The sequence below is a fragment of the Roseinatronobacter alkalisoli genome (assembly GCF_028745735.1).
Lineage (GTDB): Bacteria > Pseudomonadota > Alphaproteobacteria > Rhodobacterales > Rhodobacteraceae > Roseinatronobacter > Roseinatronobacter alkalisoli.
Genome location: NZ_JAQZSM010000008.1, coordinates 17,236 through 33,931, shown reverse-complemented (window position 1 = coordinate 33,931; position 16,696 = coordinate 17,236). Strand labels below are relative to the sequence as shown.

The 16,696-nt window shown below is 58.6% G+C and carries 14 protein-coding genes and 1 tRNA gene; 12 read left to right on the top strand and 3 right to left on the bottom strand.

The window, feature by feature from the left end:
• Position 1: 1 nt before the first annotated feature.
• The 5 genes from PUT78_RS10465 to PUT78_RS10445 all read left to right on the top strand — a co-directional run bounded on the left by PUT78_RS10465 (position 2) and on the right by PUT78_RS10445 (position 5,668).
• Positions 2 to 982 carry a glutathione S-transferase family protein gene (locus tag PUT78_RS10465; RefSeq protein ID WP_274352212.1) on the top strand — a complete coding sequence of 327 codons (981 nt, stop codon included), beginning with the start codon at positions 2 to 4 and terminating at the stop codon, positions 980 to 982.
• 87 nt (positions 983 to 1,069) lie between these two features.
• Complete coding sequence (locus PUT78_RS10460; RefSeq protein WP_274352211.1) at positions 1,070 to 2,248, top strand: lytic murein transglycosylase; 1,179 nt, start codon at positions 1,070 to 1,072, stop codon at positions 2,246 to 2,248.
• A gap of 128 nt (positions 2,249 to 2,376) precedes the next feature.
• A complete protein-coding gene (locus PUT78_RS10455) occupies positions 2,377 to 2,718 on the top strand; it encodes a DUF2853 family protein (RefSeq protein ID WP_274352210.1) in 342 nt (113 codons plus the stop codon).
• A 356-nt stretch (positions 2,719 to 3,074) separates the two neighbouring features.
• Positions 3,075 to 5,480, top strand: a complete 2,406-nt coding sequence (lon, locus tag PUT78_RS10450) for an endopeptidase La (protein ID WP_274352209.1) — start codon at positions 3,075 to 3,077, stop codon at positions 5,478 to 5,480.
• Positions 5,481 to 5,593: 113 nt separating this feature from the next.
• Positions 5,594 to 5,668, top strand: a tRNA-Val gene (locus PUT78_RS10445).
• 119 nt (positions 5,669 to 5,787) lie between these two features.
• Here the strand turns inward: PUT78_RS10445 and PUT78_RS10440 are convergent.
• Positions 5,788 to 7,143, bottom strand: a complete 1,356-nt coding sequence (locus PUT78_RS10440) for an ammonium transporter (RefSeq protein ID WP_274352208.1) — start codon at positions 7,141 to 7,143, stop codon at positions 5,788 to 5,790.
• 41 nt (positions 7,144 to 7,184) lie between these two features.
• Positions 7,185 to 7,523: a P-II family nitrogen regulator gene (locus PUT78_RS10435; protein WP_274352207.1), complete on the bottom strand. Its 339-nt coding sequence runs from the start codon at positions 7,521 to 7,523 to the stop codon at positions 7,185 to 7,187.
• Positions 7,524 to 7,832: 309 nt separating this feature from the next.
• On the opposite strand from PUT78_RS10435, the gene PUT78_RS10430 reads away from it, so the two are divergent.
• Positions 7,833 to 9,980, top strand: a complete 2,148-nt coding sequence (locus PUT78_RS10430) for a transglycosylase domain-containing protein (protein ID WP_274352206.1) — start codon at positions 7,833 to 7,835, stop codon at positions 9,978 to 9,980.
• Positions 9,981 to 9,992: 12 nt separating this feature from the next.
• On the opposite strand, the gene PUT78_RS10425 is transcribed toward PUT78_RS10430, so the two are convergent.
• Positions 9,993 to 10,757 (bottom strand): zinc-ribbon domain-containing protein, encoded by a 765-nt coding sequence (locus PUT78_RS10425; RefSeq protein WP_274352205.1) that lies wholly within the window; start codon positions 10,755 to 10,757, stop codon positions 9,993 to 9,995.
• A gap of 185 nt (positions 10,758 to 10,942) precedes the next feature.
• Between PUT78_RS10425 and PUT78_RS10420 the strand changes: the two genes are divergently transcribed.
• From PUT78_RS10420 to PUT78_RS10395, 6 genes are all read left to right on the top strand, one after another.
• On the top strand, positions 10,943 to 11,614 hold the full coding sequence (locus tag PUT78_RS10420; RefSeq protein WP_274352204.1) for a cell division ATP-binding protein FtsE: 672 nt from the start codon (positions 10,943 to 10,945) through the stop codon (positions 11,612 to 11,614).
• Positions 11,611 to 12,483 carry a cell division protein FtsX gene (locus tag PUT78_RS10415; protein WP_274352203.1) on the top strand — a complete coding sequence of 291 codons (873 nt, stop codon included), beginning with the start codon at positions 11,611 to 11,613 and terminating at the stop codon, positions 12,481 to 12,483. Before PUT78_RS10420 ends, PUT78_RS10415 begins: the two co-directional genes overlap by 4 nt.
• Entirely contained in the window at positions 12,483 to 13,211 is a 729-nt protein-coding gene (locus PUT78_RS10410; RefSeq protein WP_274352202.1) for a lysophospholipid acyltransferase family protein, read from the top strand. Before PUT78_RS10415 ends, PUT78_RS10410 begins: the two co-directional genes overlap by 1 nt.
• Before the next feature lie 3 nt (positions 13,212 to 13,214).
• A complete protein-coding gene (locus PUT78_RS10405; protein ID WP_274352201.1) occupies positions 13,215 to 13,820 on the top strand; it encodes a pyridoxamine 5'-phosphate oxidase family protein in 606 nt (201 codons plus the stop codon).
• Between the two features lie 158 nt (positions 13,821 to 13,978).
• Complete coding sequence (locus tag PUT78_RS10400) at positions 13,979 to 15,712, top strand: AMP-binding protein (protein ID WP_274352200.1); 1,734 nt, start codon at positions 13,979 to 13,981, stop codon at positions 15,710 to 15,712.
• A gap of 4 nt (positions 15,713 to 15,716) precedes the next feature.
• Entirely contained in the window at positions 15,717 to 16,622 is a 906-nt protein-coding gene (locus PUT78_RS10395) for a bile acid:sodium symporter family protein (RefSeq protein WP_274352199.1), read from the top strand.
• Positions 16,623 to 16,696: the final 74 nt, after the last annotated feature.

Genomic DNA, 16,696 nt, shown 5'->3' with positions numbered 1-16,696 from the left:
GATGGGTCGATTGATTGACGGCGAATGGTCAAGCGAATGGTATGATACCAGCAAAACCGGCGGCGCGTTCAAGCGCGACACATCACGGTTTCGCAACTGGGTCACGGCGGATGGCGGTGCAGGCCCGTCCGGCGAAGGCGGGTTCAAGGCCGAAGCCGGGCGCTATCATCTGTATGTGTCCTATGCCTGTCCTTGGGCGCATCGCACACTGATTTTCCGCAAGCTGAAGGCGCTGGACGGGTTGATCGATGTGTCTGCTGTCCATCCCGACATGCTGAATGACGGCTGGACCTTCGCGACTGATTTCGACGGCGCAACCGGTGACCGGTTGTTCGGGCATAAATTCATGCGCGACATCTACATTCAGGCCGACCCGAAAATTTCGGGCCGCGTGACAGTGCCTGTGCTGTGGGACAAGGAACGCGGAACCATTGTATCGAATGAATCCGCAGAAATTATCCGCATGTTCAATTCCGCCTTTGACGGGCTGACCGGCAATACCGACGATTATTACCCAGAAGCCTTACGCGCCGATATCGATGCCGTGAATGACCGCATTTATGATACGGTGAATAACGGTGTCTACAAAGCCGGTTTTGCGACAACGCAAGAAGCTTATGATGACGCTGTGGTTCCGCTGTTTGAGTCCCTTGACTGGCTGGAAGACCGCCTGAAGGGACAGCGCTACCTGATGGGTCGCACGCTGACCGAAGCCGACTGGCGGTTGTTCACAACGCTGGTGCGGTTCGACAAGGTTTACCACACGCATTTCAAATGCAACCGGCGCCGGATTGTCGATTATCCGGCACTATGGGCCTATACGCGCGATCTGTTCCAGCATGCAGGTGTGGCCGAAACCGTGCATTTCGACCATATTGTGCGCCACTATCACTACAGCCATGACACGATAAACCCGAACCGGATTATCCCCATCAACCCGGAACCCGATTTTGACGCATCGCATGGTCGTGCCGGGCTTTGACCCGGCAGCACAACCCTGATCACGGAAAATCGATTCCCTTGGAATCTGTCCTGCGCTAACGTGGGCAAAATTTCTTCAGGGGGTGTTATGCGTATTCTTCCGGTTCTGGTGGCGGTTCTGTCTTTTGGCCTTGCGACAACTGCGCAAGGCCAAAGCTGCGGTGGAAATTTCGGGGCTTTTGTCGAGGGCCTGAAATCCGAAGCCGCTTCGCGCGGGCATGATCGAACGTTGATCGAAAATTTCTTTGCCAATGTCCGGCAGGAACAATCTGTTCTGAATGCCGACCGGCGACAGGGCATTTTCCAGCGCCCGTTTCTGGACTTCTCTCGTGCGCTGATTTCGCAGAACCGCATGAATGCCGGGCGCAACAATGCGAACCGCTATTCCAGTATCTTTGCCACCGCGCAGCAGACCTATGGTGTTCAGCCCGGCATATTGCTGGCCTTCTGGGCTTTTGAAACCGATTTCGGCGCGGTCCAGGGGGATTTCAACACAGTCAATGCGCTGGTTACGCTGGCACATGACTGCCGCCGCCCCGAACTGTTCCGCCCGCAGATATTTTCCGCGATTGAAATGTATCGCCGGGGCATGCTGGACCCTGCGCGCACCCGTGGGGCATGGGCAGGTGAAATCGGCATGGTGCAGAAACTGCCGTCAGATATCATCAGCCATGCGGTGGATGGTGATGGCGACGGGCGCATCGATCTGCAGAATTCCGTGCCCGATTCCATCCTGTCGGCGGCATCGATGCTGCGCGCCAAGGGCTGGCGGGCGAATGAGCCCTGGATGCATGAAGTTGCCCTGCCCGGCGGCCTTGACCTGACACAAACGGGGCTGCGCACCGAACTGACCGTCAGCCAATGGCAACAACTGGGCGTGCGGCCCACCCATGGCAGCCTGCCTTCAGGAAATATGCGCGCCTCAGTTATTCTGCCGCAAGGCCATCGTGGGCCTGCCTTCATGGTTTTCCCGAATTTCAGCACGTTGTTCGAATGGAACCAAAGCTTCATCTACATCACCACGGCGGCCTATTTCGCCACACGGCTGATGGGGGCGCCGGTATATCAGGCTGGCAACCCCGAACAGGGTCTTAATCAGGACCAGATGCGCCAGTTGCAACAGAAACTGGCGCAGCGCGGGTTTGACGTGGGTGGGATTGACGGCATTCTGGGGTCCAATACGCGCGCTGCTGTGCAGGACATACAGGCACAGCTTGGCCTGCCCGCAGATGGTTGGCCGACCCCGCAATTGTTGCGGATGCTGTAATCGGTCCGGGCGTTCCCGCCCCTTGTGCAGATTCTTGTTGGTTTTGCGCGGTTTTTCTTCCAATCTTCACACCTGCGTGAAGATAGCGCAGGAAACAATGCAATTATGTACGGAAATGGGATGACGCCATGGGACGCCGGGACGAATTGATTGAACGCTATGCTTCTGATTTGCGTGAAAAATGCGGAGTGAACCCCGATATGGACCTTTTGCGCAAGGTGACGATAGGCTGCGGCCCGTCCATTTATGACGCGGATGCCTGCACGGTTGCCGCCACGCAGCAGCATGAACTTGATACCGTGCGCACAGGCTTTCTGATCAAGAAACTGGGGCTGCCAGACGGGCCTGAACTGAACACTGCGATTGATGCAGTCATCGAGCAATATGGCCGCTCAGAGCGGAACAAGTACCGTGCGGTGGTCTATTATCTGTTGACCAGGCATTTCGGCAAGGAAGGCGTCTACAACTAGTCCGGAACCATTTAATCCGGAACCATTCAAATTGTCGGTTTTGTTCCCTTGAAATCGGCTGTCAGGACTGGTTTTGTGAAGTAGCGGGTCAGGATGGCCGGCCTTATTTCTTCCGGTGCTGTGAAGGGCATATGGGTGAGTGGGGCCGCGGGCTATGCGCGGCCCCGATTCAATAACATCCTGCTCATTTCACCGTCTGACACTGTATTGTCAGGTACAGGTCCAGATTTGACCGTTTTCCTGCAGTATTCCGATTGTGATGTAAATTTGCAGGCATTAGGTTGAAACACACCCGCGCAGACCCTTATTTGTGTGTGGAAGGTGCCCGGTGCGCCGCCTGAACAAAGGACTTGGTCATGAGTGAATTCAGCAGTTTCCCGGTTTTACCGCTGCGTGACATGGTGGTTTTCCCGCATATGATTGTTCCCCTGTTCGTTGGACGGGAAAAATCCGTTCGCGCACTGGAAGCGGTGATGGCGGATGACAAGCAGATCCTGCTTGTCTCGCAGAAGGATCACACGCAGGAAGACCCCGGTGCCGATGACATTTACCGTACCGGTGTGCTGTCCAACGTGCTGCAATTGCTGAAATTGCCTGACGGCACCGTCAAGGTATTGGTTGAAGGGCGCGCACGTGTTGAGATCAGCGCGTTTCTGGAGAATGACGCCTATTTTGAAGCGCAGGCCCGGCCAGTGCCGGACAAGCCCGGCGATGCAGCCACCACAACAGCGCTGATGCGGTCCGTTCAGGGCGAATTTGAACGCTATGCCAAGGTGCGCAAGAATATCCCCGATGAAGCGCAGGCCGCCATTGCGGAAACCACCGACCCTGCAACGCTGGCAGATCTGGCGGCCGGTCATCTGGGGGCAAGTGTCGAACAGCGGCAGGCATTGCTTGAAAAGCAGGATGTCGCTGCGCGGCTGGAAGAAATCTATGGCCTGATGCAGGGGGAATTGTCGGTCCTTCAGGTGGAACGCAAGATCAAGACCCGCGTGAAAAGCCAGATGGAACGCACCCAGCGCGAATATTACCTGAATGAACAGATGAAGGCCATTCAGAAGGAACTGGGCGAAGGCGAAGACGGCCAGAACGAAGTGGCCGAACTGGAACAACGCATCGCGGATACCAAGCTGTCCAAGGAAGCCCGCACCAAGGCCGAAGCCGAAGTCAAGAAACTGAAGAACATGTCACCCATGTCCGCAGAAGCGACAGTGGTGCGCAACTATCTGGACTGGATGCTGGCCATTCCATGGGGCGTGAAAAGCCGTGTCAAGAAAGATCTTGGCCGCGCCCAGGAGGTGCTGGATCAGGACCATTACAGTCTGGACAAGGTCAAGGAACGTATTGTCGAATATCTGGCCGTGCAGGCGCGGTCTGCCAAGCTGAAAGGCCCGATCATGTGCCTTGTCGGCCCGCCGGGCGTGGGGAAAACCAGCCTTGGCCGGTCGGTGGCCAAAGCCACGGGGCGCGAATTCATTCGCATCTCGCTGGGTGGGGTGCGCGACGAATCCGAAATTCGCGGGCATAGGCGCACCTATATCGGGTCGATGCCCGGCAAGATCATTCAAGCCCTGAAAAAGGCCAAAACCACGAACCCGCTTATCCTGCTGGATGAGATCGACAAGATGGGACAGGATTTCCGCGGTGACCCCGCCAGCGCCATGCTGGAGGTGCTGGATCCGGAACAGAATTCCACCTTCGTCGACCATTATCTGGAAGTGGAATATGACCTGTCGAATGTCATGTTCCTGACCACGGCCAACAGCTACAACATGCCAGGGCCGCTTCTGGACCGGATGGAGGTTATTCCGCTATCGGGTTACACTGAAGATGAGAAACTGGAAATTGCACGGCGTCACCTGCTACCCAAGTCAATCAAGAACCATGGCTTGCGCCGCGGTGAAATGACGATTTCCGACAGCGCGATTACTGAAATCATCCGCCGCTACACCCGCGAAGCCGGTGTGCGGAACCTTGAACGCGAATTGAACAAGATCGCGCGCAAGGCGGTGACGAAGATCATCAAGAAGGAAACCGACAAGGTAATTGTTGCGCGCGATAATCTTGCGGAGTTTCTGGGCGTGTCACGGTTCCGCTTCGGCCTGGCAGAGAAGGAAGACCAGATCGGCGTTGTCACCGGCCTTGCATGGACGCAGGTAGGCGGCGATCTGCTGCAGATCGAAGCGCTACGCCTGCCGGGCAAGGGCCGCATGAAAACCACCGGCAAGCTGGGCGATGTGATGAAGGAATCCATCGACGCGGCAAATTCCTTTGTGCGCTCCATCGCGCCGGATATCGGGGTAAAGCCGCCGCGTTTCGATGCGCTGGATATCCACGTTCACGTTCCCGAAGGGGCCACGCCCAAGGACGGGCCAAGTGCTGGCGTTGCGATGGTGACATCCATTGTGTCGGTGCTGACACAAATTCCGGTGCGCCGCGATATCGCCATGACCGGCGAGGTGACCTTGCGCGGAAATGTACTGGCCATCGGCGGGCTGAAGGAAAAACTGCTGGCGGCATTGCGCGGGGGCATAACAACGGTGCTCATCCCGCAGGAAAACGTCAAGGATCTGAGTGAGATCCCCGAAAATGTGAAAGACGGGCTGACAATTATTCCGGTCGAGAATGTGCGCGATGTCTTGCGCCATGCGCTTGTATCGCAACCAAGTGCTGTGGAATGGGATGAAGAAGCCGACGAAGCCGCGCGTCTGGCCAGACTTGCAGCCCCGTCTTCGGATGAAAAGCCGCGCGCAGCACATTGACAGCGCTGCATGCGATAAGGAAGCCGCCCCTAAGGGGGCGGTTTTTTCTATGGGGTTTCGTGTTCTGCCCCTCTTGCGCAACTGACGTCCAGCGGGTAATGAACCGCGCAAGGGGGCGATTAGCTCAGCGGTAGAGCGCTTCGTTCACATCGAAGATGTCAGCGGTTCAAATCCGTTATCGCCCACCATTCCCCTTTCTCCATCCCGTATCGTTGTCCACGTGCAGGCATGTGCGCGGCCCCCGCGCCGCGTACTGAAAAGGCCCGATCGCGGGATCGGGCCTTTCGGTGTTTCTGAGTGTTTCAGCTTAGCCTTTGCTGAATTCCGGATAGGCTTCCATGCCCAGCTCGGTTGTATCCAGTCCGGAGACCTGATCTTCGTCACTGACGCGGATGCCCATCACCGCTTTCAGGATCAGCCACACCACCAGCGATGCGATGAACATGAACGCGCCGATTGCAACGATCCCGATGATCTGTGCTGAAAGGGTCGCATCAGGGTTGGTCAGAACAACAGCCAGCGTGCCCCAGATACCAGCGAACAGGTGAACAGGAATTGCGCCGACAACGTCATCCAGTTTCAGCTTGTCCAGCAGCGGAACAGTCAGAACAACGATCACACCACCAACAGCGCCGATCAGCGTTGCCATGCCCAGACCCGGCATCAGGGGTTCTGCCGTGATCGACACCAGACCCGCCAGCGCGCCATTCAGAACCATGGTCAGGTCAGGCTTGGTATACAGGATCTTGGTCAGGATCAGCGCAGCGATGGCACCACCGGCAGCCGCCGTGTTGGTGTTCGCAAAGATGCGGCTGACATCTGCAACATCGCTGACAGTGCCCATGGCCAGTTGCGAACCGCCATTGAACCCGAACCAGCCCAGCCACAGGATGAACATACCAAGTGTTGCCAGCGGCAGGTTTGAACCGGCCATGACTGTGACGCGGCCATCCTTGCCGTATTTGCCTGTGCGGGCGCCCAGAACGATAACCCCTGCCAATGCAGCCCAGCCACCAGCGCCGTGAACAATGGAAGACCCGGCGAAGTCAAGAAAGCCCAGTTCGTCCAGGAAGCCTTCGCCCCAGCTCCAGCTGGCTTGAATCGGATAGATCAGGCCGGTCAGGATGACGACGAACACAAGGAAGGGCCACAGCTTAATGCGTTCAGCCACAGCACCCGAAACGATGGACGCGGTTGCAGCACAGAACATCAGCTGGAAAATGAAGTCAGACCCGATGGAGGCATATTCAACATCATCCAGATCCTCGAAGGCAACGCCTGCAGGTTCCAGAACAGTTGGCGCAATGCCACCCAACCAACCTTCAACGACCCAATCGCCAAGCGGATACATCAGGTTAAACCCGACGACGAAATAGGCGATTGTCGCCAAGGAAAACAGCGCGACGTTCTTGATCAGCTGCATCGTGGCGTTCTTGGACCGCACAAGGCCGGTTTCCAGCATACAAAAGCCGGCCGCCATGAAGAACACAAGGAAACCGCCGACCAGAAACAGCAAGGAGTTCATGATGAACACCATTTCCATGTTCAGGCGCTCAACGGCATCCATGCCGGTTTCTGCGGCTTCCACAGCTTCCTGCGCGAAGCCCAGACTGGGCAGCAGTGCGGCAGCGGCCACCACGGGTATGAGTTTTTTGAGTTGCATCTGCATTTGTCCTTTTGGTCTTTTCCCAGAGTTTTCGCGGATCACAGCGCGTCGTCGCCGGTTTCACCGGTGCGCACGCGCGTTGCTGCCGCCAGATCAAGCACGAAAATCTTGCCGTCGCCGATTTTGTCGGTACGCGCGGTTTTTTGCAGCGTATCAACCACCTGATCCGCCATCGCGTCGGAAACTGCGATTTCCAGCTTCAGCTTGGGTACAAAATTGACTGCATATTCAGCGCCACGATAGATTTCTGTATGACCGGACTGTGCGCCAAAGCCCTTGATTTCAGTCACCATCATTCCGCGCACGCCGATCGAGGTCAGCGCTTCGCGTACCTCTTCCAGCTTGAACGGTTTTATTGCCGCTATGATGTATTTCACGGTGTTTTCCCCTTTCACTACCTCAGGGACCCCCTCGGGCCTCAGCAGCAGTCAGCGCGGAAAGGGGAGGTTCCTCAATCTTTTGCGATGGCTCAGATGGCGCGTTCCGCGAAAATCCGAAAAAAAATGCACAAAATAGCATCGATGATTAAATTATGTGCAAAACTGAATCGTGACTTCTCTGATACCCACGCAACACTTTCTCGCGAAGATGCTGGTCAGATGCTGCATGCGGTGGCAAAAGGGCGCAGGAATCGGCACGGTGCGGATATGATTGTGACAGGCGTTTCGGGTAAACAGGTCAGATAAATGGGTAGTTCAGGAAACAAGCGCGGCAAGCTGGTTGCTGACAAGCGTGGCGCAAAACCAGCGGCGCAGCCCAAAGCACGAACATCACGCAGCCCGAAGCCGCGCAAGGCCAGGGCATCAGGAAATATTGTCACGCGTTTTTTCAGCGGCCTGTTCCGCGCGGTCTGGCGTGTTATCTGGGGTATCTTCTGGCGTACCACTGCAGTTATCGCGCTGATACTGGCCGGTGCGACATTCTATTTTTATGCAAATCTTCCACCACTGGCGGACTTGCTGGATGCGCGCGCACGCGGTTCCGTCACCATGATTGACCGCGACGGAACCGTGTTTGCATGGCGCGGCGACTCCTTTGGTGGGGCGATCACGGCTGACACAGTGTCGCCCTATCTGAAAAACGCGATTGTCGCGACGGAGGACAGGCGCTTCTATCGGCATCTGGGCGTGTCACCGCGCGGTATAGCTGGCGCGATCCGGTCCAATCTGGGTGCGGGGCGCAGTGCGTTTTCCGGTGCCGGCGGGTCCACGATCACCCAGCAGGTGGCCAAACTTCTGTGTCTGGGTGTGCCATTCGACCCCGATGAATGGGAGTCAGAGGCGGCCTATGAAGCAGATTGCCGCCGGGGCACGGTCTGGCGCAAAATCAAAGAATTGCCCTATACTTTCGCACTGGAAGCAAAGCTGTCAAAAGATGACATTCTGACCATCTACATGAACCGTGCCTTTCTGGGCGCGGGCGCACGCGGTTTCGAAGCAGCGGCGCAGCGTTATTTCGGTCGGTCCGCAAATGAGGTTGGCCCGTCAGAAGCCGCAATGCTGGCCGGGCTTCTGGTCGCGCCGTCCTATTATGCGCCGACCCGCAGCCTGGAACGGGCGCAGGCGCGGGCCAATGTCGTTATCGGGTTGATGCATGAGCAGGGTCTTCTGACCGATTACGAACTGGCAGAGGCCCGCGCCTACCCCGCTACGCTGTCGGATTCCGCCGAATCCCGGCGCGGCATTCATTTTGCCGACTGGCTTATGCAAAGCGGCCCCGCCTATCTTACGCGCGACACAACAGAAGATGTGCTGATGCGCACCACATTCGACGCACGCCTGCAGGCCGCTGCGGAAGATGCAGTCACTCATATCTTTGAAAACCGCGTCCGCGAAGGGTCCGAAGCGGAAGTCGCCGTTGTCGTCATGTCGGCAGACGGGGCCGTGCGCGCCATGGTGGGTGGGCGCAACCCGTCCGTTGGAGGGTTCAACCGCGCCACACAGGCAATGCGGCAGACCGGGTCGGCGTTCAAGCCGTTTCTGTTCGCAGCTGCGCTGGAAAACGGGTTTGAACCCTTTGATATTGTCGAAGACGCGCCGCTGACCATCAATATTCCCGGTTCCGGTGCCTGGTCGCCGCGCAATTATGACGGTCGGTTTCATGGTTTCGTAACTTTGGCCGAAGCGTTGGCCAAATCACTGAACACCCCTGCGGTGCGCATTTCCGAAGCGATGGGGCGTGATCAGGTGCGCGCTGTTGCAAACCAGTTCGGTTTGCGCAGTGAACTGGCCGAAGGTCCGGCGCTGGCGCTTGGCGCATCGGAATCAACATTGCTGGAAATGACTGCGGCCTATGCAGGCATTCTGAACGGGGGAAGTGCGGTGCGCCCCTATGGCATTCAGGATCTGACCCTTATGGGCGAATCGACGCCGCTGTTTGGCGCCAATACCGGCGTCGGAGATCGCGTCATATCGGAGCATTCCGCGCGAATGCTGACATGGATGATGACCCGCGTTCTGCAAGACGGCACCGGCGCGCGCGCGCGCCTGCCCGACCGGCAGGCAGCAGGCAAGACAGGCACCACCCAGGCGGCGCGCGATGCATGGTTCATCGGGTTCACAGCCGATTATGTCACGGGTGTCTGGATGGGCTATGACGACAACTCCCCCTTGACCGGGGTAACAGGCGGGGGTCTGCCAGCGGAGATATGGCACGAAGTGATGACGCGCGTGCATGTGGGCCTGCCAGTCCGTGAATTGCCCATGCTTGAACCGCAACGCCCCGTCATGGAGGAATTCACTGCGCCAGCCGCGCCCGCACCACAGCGTGGCCCCGTATCATCGCTGGATGATACGATTCGCGGCATATTGGGGTCCATTTTCGGCGGAAACTGACAAGACGCCCCGTCAGCGACCCAAAAGCATGGCCTGCACCCCGGCGCGGGCGGAATCTATCAGGCCGACATAACCGGACATGGCCGGGGCGGTAACGGGAACCGCTGTGCCCAGCGTCGGCGCGGCAAGATACAGCCCGACCATCAGCAGTGCCAGAACCGGTGGCACCACGAAGCCGCGCAAAAAGCTGCGCTGTCGTTCCCGCGATGTCTGAGGCAGCTGGAAATCCCCGTTGCTGCGCCTTTCGCTAACGGGTTCCAGGGTGGCGCTGATATCCTCAATATCGGGAAATGCGGCACCGGTCCCCCCCGCCTGCGATGGTCGCGGGGGTTGATCATCGTCAGCATCCGCCCCGGCCACAGGCCATGGTGCGCCGCTCAGTAGTCCCAGTTCGGGCTGTGACTGCAACCCTTCGGCTTCACGCTTGCGTTGGCTCGCCTCAAACTCTGCCTCTTCGCGCAACACATCCATCACTGCAGGGTCCAGCGCCCGCGATCTGGGCTTCAGCGCTGTTTCGGCGGGCAGACCGGTGTCCGTTTCGGGTTCCGGGGCATCGGGTTCCGGTATTGCAGGGGGCGCGTCCGAAGCCTGGCTTCCAGCACTGTCACGCGATTCCGGGGGTTCGGCATCCGGCGCTGGCGCAGCCATTTTTTCAGCTGATGCATGCTGAAACCAGATATGGCTGCAGGACGAGCATTGCACCTCCCGCCCGTCGGCAGTCAGCAACGCGGCCTCGATTTCGTATTGCGCAAGACAACTGGGACAGGTGATACGCATGCTTGGACCTTATACTACGCCAAATGCAGCATTGGCGCTGCTCTTGAACTGTTGTAGCAAGCGATCAGGCGTGTTCCAAGTTTATTGATACACCGACCGGCCAAGAGACATGACCCTGAAGGCGCATGATCAGGTTTGCAGGTCGTGGCGGCAAGTCGGAAAGTGACTGAGAAGGTGGGTGCACCATGATCGCGTTTCAGAATGTTGCCCATGATTATGGCGGCGGCCCGTTATTCCGGGACGCGACCCTGAAACTGGAAACCGGCAGCTTCCATTTTCTGACCGGGCCATCGGGGGCGGGAAAAAGTACGTTCCTGAAGCTGTGCTATGGTGAATTGATTCCAAGCGAAGGCACTGTCAGCCTGCTGGGGCAGGATATGAACGCAATGTCGCGCGATGAACTGGCCCGCACCCGCCAAAAGATCGGAATCGTGCATCAGGATTGCCAGTTTCTGGACCATCTGACGGTCGAACAGAATGTCGCCCTGCCGTTAAGTGTAACCGGGCGCCCGGTATCCGGTGACAACCTTGCGGATCTTCTGGCATGGGTCGGCCTGTCCGGGCAGGCGCGGTCACTTCCGCCAACATTGTCGGGGGGCGAACGGCAGCGCACAGCGCTTGCCCGCGCCATCATCGCCTCGCCAGAGGTGCTGCTGGCGGATGAACCGACCGGCAATCTGGATTGGGACATGTCGCAGCGCCTGATGTCGCTGATGATTGAACTGAACCGCATGGGCACGGCTGTGCTGATTGCCACGCATGATCTGAACCTGATCCGGTTTGTAAAAACACAAGTGCCCACACGGGTATTGCGGATCGCGCGCGGCGAAGTTCAGACAGCAGGTGCAGAACTATGAGTCCGCATCAGGTATCCCGGCTGGTGGTGCCACGCAGCGGGCGCGGGGTCTGGCTAGTCAGCCTGAGTGCGGCGGCAATGGCCTTTCTGGCGGTCTTTGCGCTGGCTCTGTCGGTTTCGGCAGCGCGGCTGGCACAGAACTGGGCGGCGGCGCTTGCGCAGACCGCAACAGTGCGGGTGTCGGCCCCACCAGAGGAAATGTCCGAACAGACCGCAATTGTTCTGGAAGTGTTGCGCACCACCCCCGGGATTGCCAGCGCGCGCGAAATGACCGACGACGAACAGGCGGACCTGCTGGAAGCCTGGCTTGGACCAGACCTGCCGCTGGACGCACTGCCCTTGCCGCGCCTGATTGACGTAACCGAAACGCCGGAAGGGCCGGACCGGCAGGGGTTGCGGCTGCGTCTGTCCGCCGAAGCGCCAGGCGCAGTTTATGACGATCATACGCGCTGGCGCAGGCCGCTGGCCGAAGGGGCCGCACGGATGCGCCAACTGGCAAACCTGTCGCTGGTGTTGATCGGCGCGGTTATGGCGGCAATCATCATGCTGGCGGCCAGCGCATCGCTCGCGTCCAATGCACAGGTGATCAGTGTCTTGCGGCTGGTCGGTGCGCAGGACCGTTTCATCGCCCGTGCCTTTGTCTGGCGGATGACGCTGCGCGCCACGCTGGGTGCCGCTGCCGGAACGGCCCTGGGGGCAGTGGCAATATTCGCCTTGCCAGACCCTGCGGATGCAAGCAGTGTTCTGTCGGGTCTGGGGTTTCAGGGAAGCGGCTGGTTGCTGCCGCTGGCCCTGCCTGTTGTGGCCGCCGTGCTGGCCTGGGTTTCCGCCAAGGCAACTGCCTTCGGCGTTCTGAGAGGGGTTACCTGATGCGCTATGCCGTGCAATGGGTTCGATCGGTATTTTTCATTGGACAGATGTATGTTGCGATGCTGGTGCTTGCTGTCGCCTTCGCGCCGCTCGCACTGCTGCGCCGCGACATGGCGCTGCGCGCCTGTCACAGTTTTTGCCGCTATGTGCGCTGGTCAGCCGCATGGATTGCGGGCCTGCATTCGGAAATACGCGGGCCGGTGCCCGATGGCGCAGTGCTGATTGCAGCCAAGCATCAGTCCTTCTTTGATATCATCCTGATATTCGGCGCACTGCCCCGGCCACGATTTGTGATGAAAAAGCAGCTGAAATGGGCACCTTTGCTGGGCTGGTATGCCATGCGCATCGGTTGCGTGCCCGTGGATCGCGGCAAACGCGGGTCTGCGATCAAGGACATGATGAAGCGCGTCGCCCAAGGGCAGGAAGAAGCCGGGCAGTTGATCATCTATCCGCAGGGAACCCGCGTCGCCCCGGGCGCAAAAAAGCCCTATAAGGTTGGCACGGCAGTTCTGTATGACCAGATGGGCGGGGCATGCGTGCCCGTTGCAACCAATGTCGGCATGTTCTGGCCAAAGCACAGCCTGTTCCGCAAACCCGGACTGGCCGTGGTGGAGTTTCTGCCGCCGATCCCCGCCGGACTGCCGCCTCGCGAATTTCTGGGCCGGATGGAATCGGTGATAGAATTGCATTCCGACCGGTTGATGACCGAAGCGCAAAGCAAGGGGTGAAGCATGGAATACATTCAGTCTGTCGCGGAGCTGGAAAGCCACTACGGGCAACCGGCCCCTGCAAGCCTGCTGAAGGTGACCGACAAGATAACGCCAGCCTATCGCGCATGGATCGCGCGCGCCCGTTTTTGTGTCCTGTCCACCGTGGGGCCGGATGGCGTGGATGCAAGCCCGCGCGGCGATGATGCTGCGGTGGTGCACATTCAGGATGAACGAACCCTTCTGCTGCCGGACTGGCACGGTAATAATCGGATCGACAGTTTGCGCAATATCGTCGCTGATGGCCGCGCATCCCTCATGTTTGTGGTGGCCGGTGCGCAGAATGTCATCCGCGCAAACGGTCATGCGCGCCTGACAACGGATGCACCATTGCGCGCCAGTTTTGAACGACAGGGCAAGCACCCGCGTTCAGTGATCGAATTCCGTCTGTCTGCGATCTACTTTCAATGTGCGCGTGCGCTGATGCGCGCACGGCTATGGTCTGACGGGGATCAGTCACATGGTCTGCCCAGCATGGGCGACATTCTGTCAGAACTCGGGCGCGATGAATTTGACGGCACCAGCTACGACCGCATGTGGCCGGAACGCGCGCGCCAGACCATGTGGTAGCCACCCGGACCCCGCGAAAACCGGCATTCCAGGCATGTGACGCAAGGTTTTTTATGGAATGCCCCTGCGTCGACTGAACGTCAGGGCTTGTTTGACGCACTATAGTGGGGAATGCTGATCTTAGCGCCCGCACTCAAACGCGGGCGAGGGAGGATACCTTGAACAAGACCGCATCTGACCGTCCATGGCTGGCGGCGTATGGCAGCGATATATCGCCCGTGCTTGCCCCGTCGCCCTATGCAAGCCTGGCTGAACTTGTGCAGGATGCCTGCGCCAGATTCGCCGAAAAGAAAGCTTTCACCTGCGTCGTGCCGAACGGCATGAGCGGCAGCCACACATTTGCGCAGGTCGGCACGCTGTCGGATGATTTCGCCAGCTTTCTGCGCCATGATTGCGGGTTGAAGCCGGGCGCGCGGGTTGCACTGCAGTTGCCCAACGGGCTGGCCTATCCGGTGGCGGCCTTTGGCGCGTTCAAGGCAGGTTGCGTTCTGGTCAATACCAACCCGCTTTATACAGCGTCCGAGATGATTCATCAGTTCAACGATGCCGGTGTCGAGGTACTTGTCATCAGCGACATGTTCGCCGACAAGCTGGCCGAAGTGGTGCCGCAGACCAGCATTCGCCATGTCGTGCTGGCGGGTGTGCCCGAGTTTTTCCCGCGCATTCCGGAACTGGTTATTCGCGGCGTGCAGAAATACTGGACACGCAGCCTGCCACCCATTCCGAAACTGGCCGTGCCGGTTCTGCGCATACGCGATGCGCTGCGACTGGGGCGCAAACAGCCGGAAGTGACGGATTGGGACAAGCTGAAGCAGAATGATCTGGCCATGCTGCAATATACGGGCGGCACAACCGGGGTGCCGAAGGGCGCGATGCTAAGTCACGGCAATATTCTGGCCAATCTGGAACAGGTTCGCGCCATGGGGTCGCATCATATCGCGGGCAAGGATTGCGTGCTGACTGCGCTGCCCGTCTATCATATCTTCGCTTTTACCGCCAATCTGATGACCTTCTTTGCCGTTGGCGCGCGCAATATTCTGGTGCCTTCGCCACGGCCTGTGCAGAATATCCAGCGGGCGCTGGAAAATTATCCGGTCACATGCATTACCGGCGTCAACACATTGTTCAACGGCCTGATGAATGAAGAATGGTTTGCGGCCTATCCGCCGAAAAGCCTGACCGCAGCCATCGCGGGCGGCACGGCGCTGCATGGCGCAGTGGCCGAACGCTGGGAGAAGATCACCGGCACCCGCATTGCCGAAGGATACGGGCTGACGGAATCATCGCCTTTGGTGACATTCAACCCGCTGGAACAGCCCATGCGCACAGGGTCCATCGGGGTGCCGGTGCCGGGAACGGATATCGCGCTGGTCGATGACAATGCCGACCCGGTGGCCGACGGGCAGCCCGGTGAATTGCTGGTCAGGGGGCCACAGGTCATGCTGGGCTACTGGAACCGCCCCGAAGATACGGCCCAGACCGTGCAGAATGGCTGGCTGTTCACCGGTGATGTGGCCACAATGGATGAAGACGGCTATTTGCGCATCGTGGACCGCAAGAAAGACATGGTTCTTGTATCCGGTTTCAATGTCTACCCCAATGAGGTGGAGGATTGTCTGGCCAAACTGCCCGCAGTGCTGGAAGCCGCCGTTGTCGGCGTGCCGGACGCGAAATCGGGTGAAGCGGTACGCGCCTATGTTGTGCGCAACCCCGATCAGCCGGATGAACTGACCAAACAGGATGTGATCGCGCATTGCCGCAAATACCTTGCGGCCTACAAGGTGCCTAAAAGCGTTATCATCCGCGATGAACTGCCGAAATCCCCTATCGGGAAAATACTGCGCAAGGACCTGAAAGCCGAAGTGCGCGACGAATTCGCAGGAAAGGTCTGAGGGCATGCTGACAGAACTGGAAACCACCTTACTGGGGATCATGATGATGGTGATCATGCTGGGCATGGGGGCCAGCATGACACCGCGTGATTTTCTGATCGCATTTCGCAAACCCAAGGGCATTCTGGTCGGGCTGCTCAGTCAGTTTGCCGTCATGCCGTTTCTGGGCTTTTTGCTGGCGGTGCTGCTGGGCCTGCCGCCTGCGCTGGTCGTGGGACTGTTGCTGATTGCCTGCATGCCTGGTGGCACGACATCGAACATATTCGCCTATTTCAGCAAAGGCGTGCTGGCGCTGTCGATCATGATGACCACGGTTTCCACACTGGCCGCTGTGGTCATGGTGCCGATACTGCTATCATTCTACGGGGGTATGGCGGGGGTCGGGGCGGATTACGTCATCCCGCCTGAAAATGTGGCGCAAATACTGGCGGTGTTGCTGGTGCCCACGGCGCTGGGAATGATCCTGCGCAAGCTGAACGCCAATGTGGGCGCGACGGTCGAATTGATCGGGTCGTTCATGGGGGTTGTGGTGATCCTGTTCCTGATCATCAGTTGGGTGCCGCGCAATTACCAGTTGCTGCTGGACACACCCGCCCCGATTTATGCAGCAACCATCGGCATTGGTCTGGTCGGCATGTTGTTCGGCTATTGGGTGGCGCGCGGGCTGGGACAAGACACCAACCGCGCCCGCACCATCAGCCTGGAAACGGGCATCCAGAACGGCCCACTGGCGGTGCTGGTCATCACGCTTAGCTTCACGGCCGCGCAGCAACAGGCTGTGTTGCTTATTCCCGTTCTGTATTCACTGTTCATCGTGATCAGTTCAACCATGATCACGCTATGGTACCGGCGCAATGCCACGCGCGAAGCGCTGGCACGCGATGCTGCAAAAATACAGCAGGAAGCCTGAGCGCGTTACAGACGGCAGCGCCTTCTATCCGTGCATTGCGCCCCCCTTTACCGACAGTCAGAACGCAGACAGCC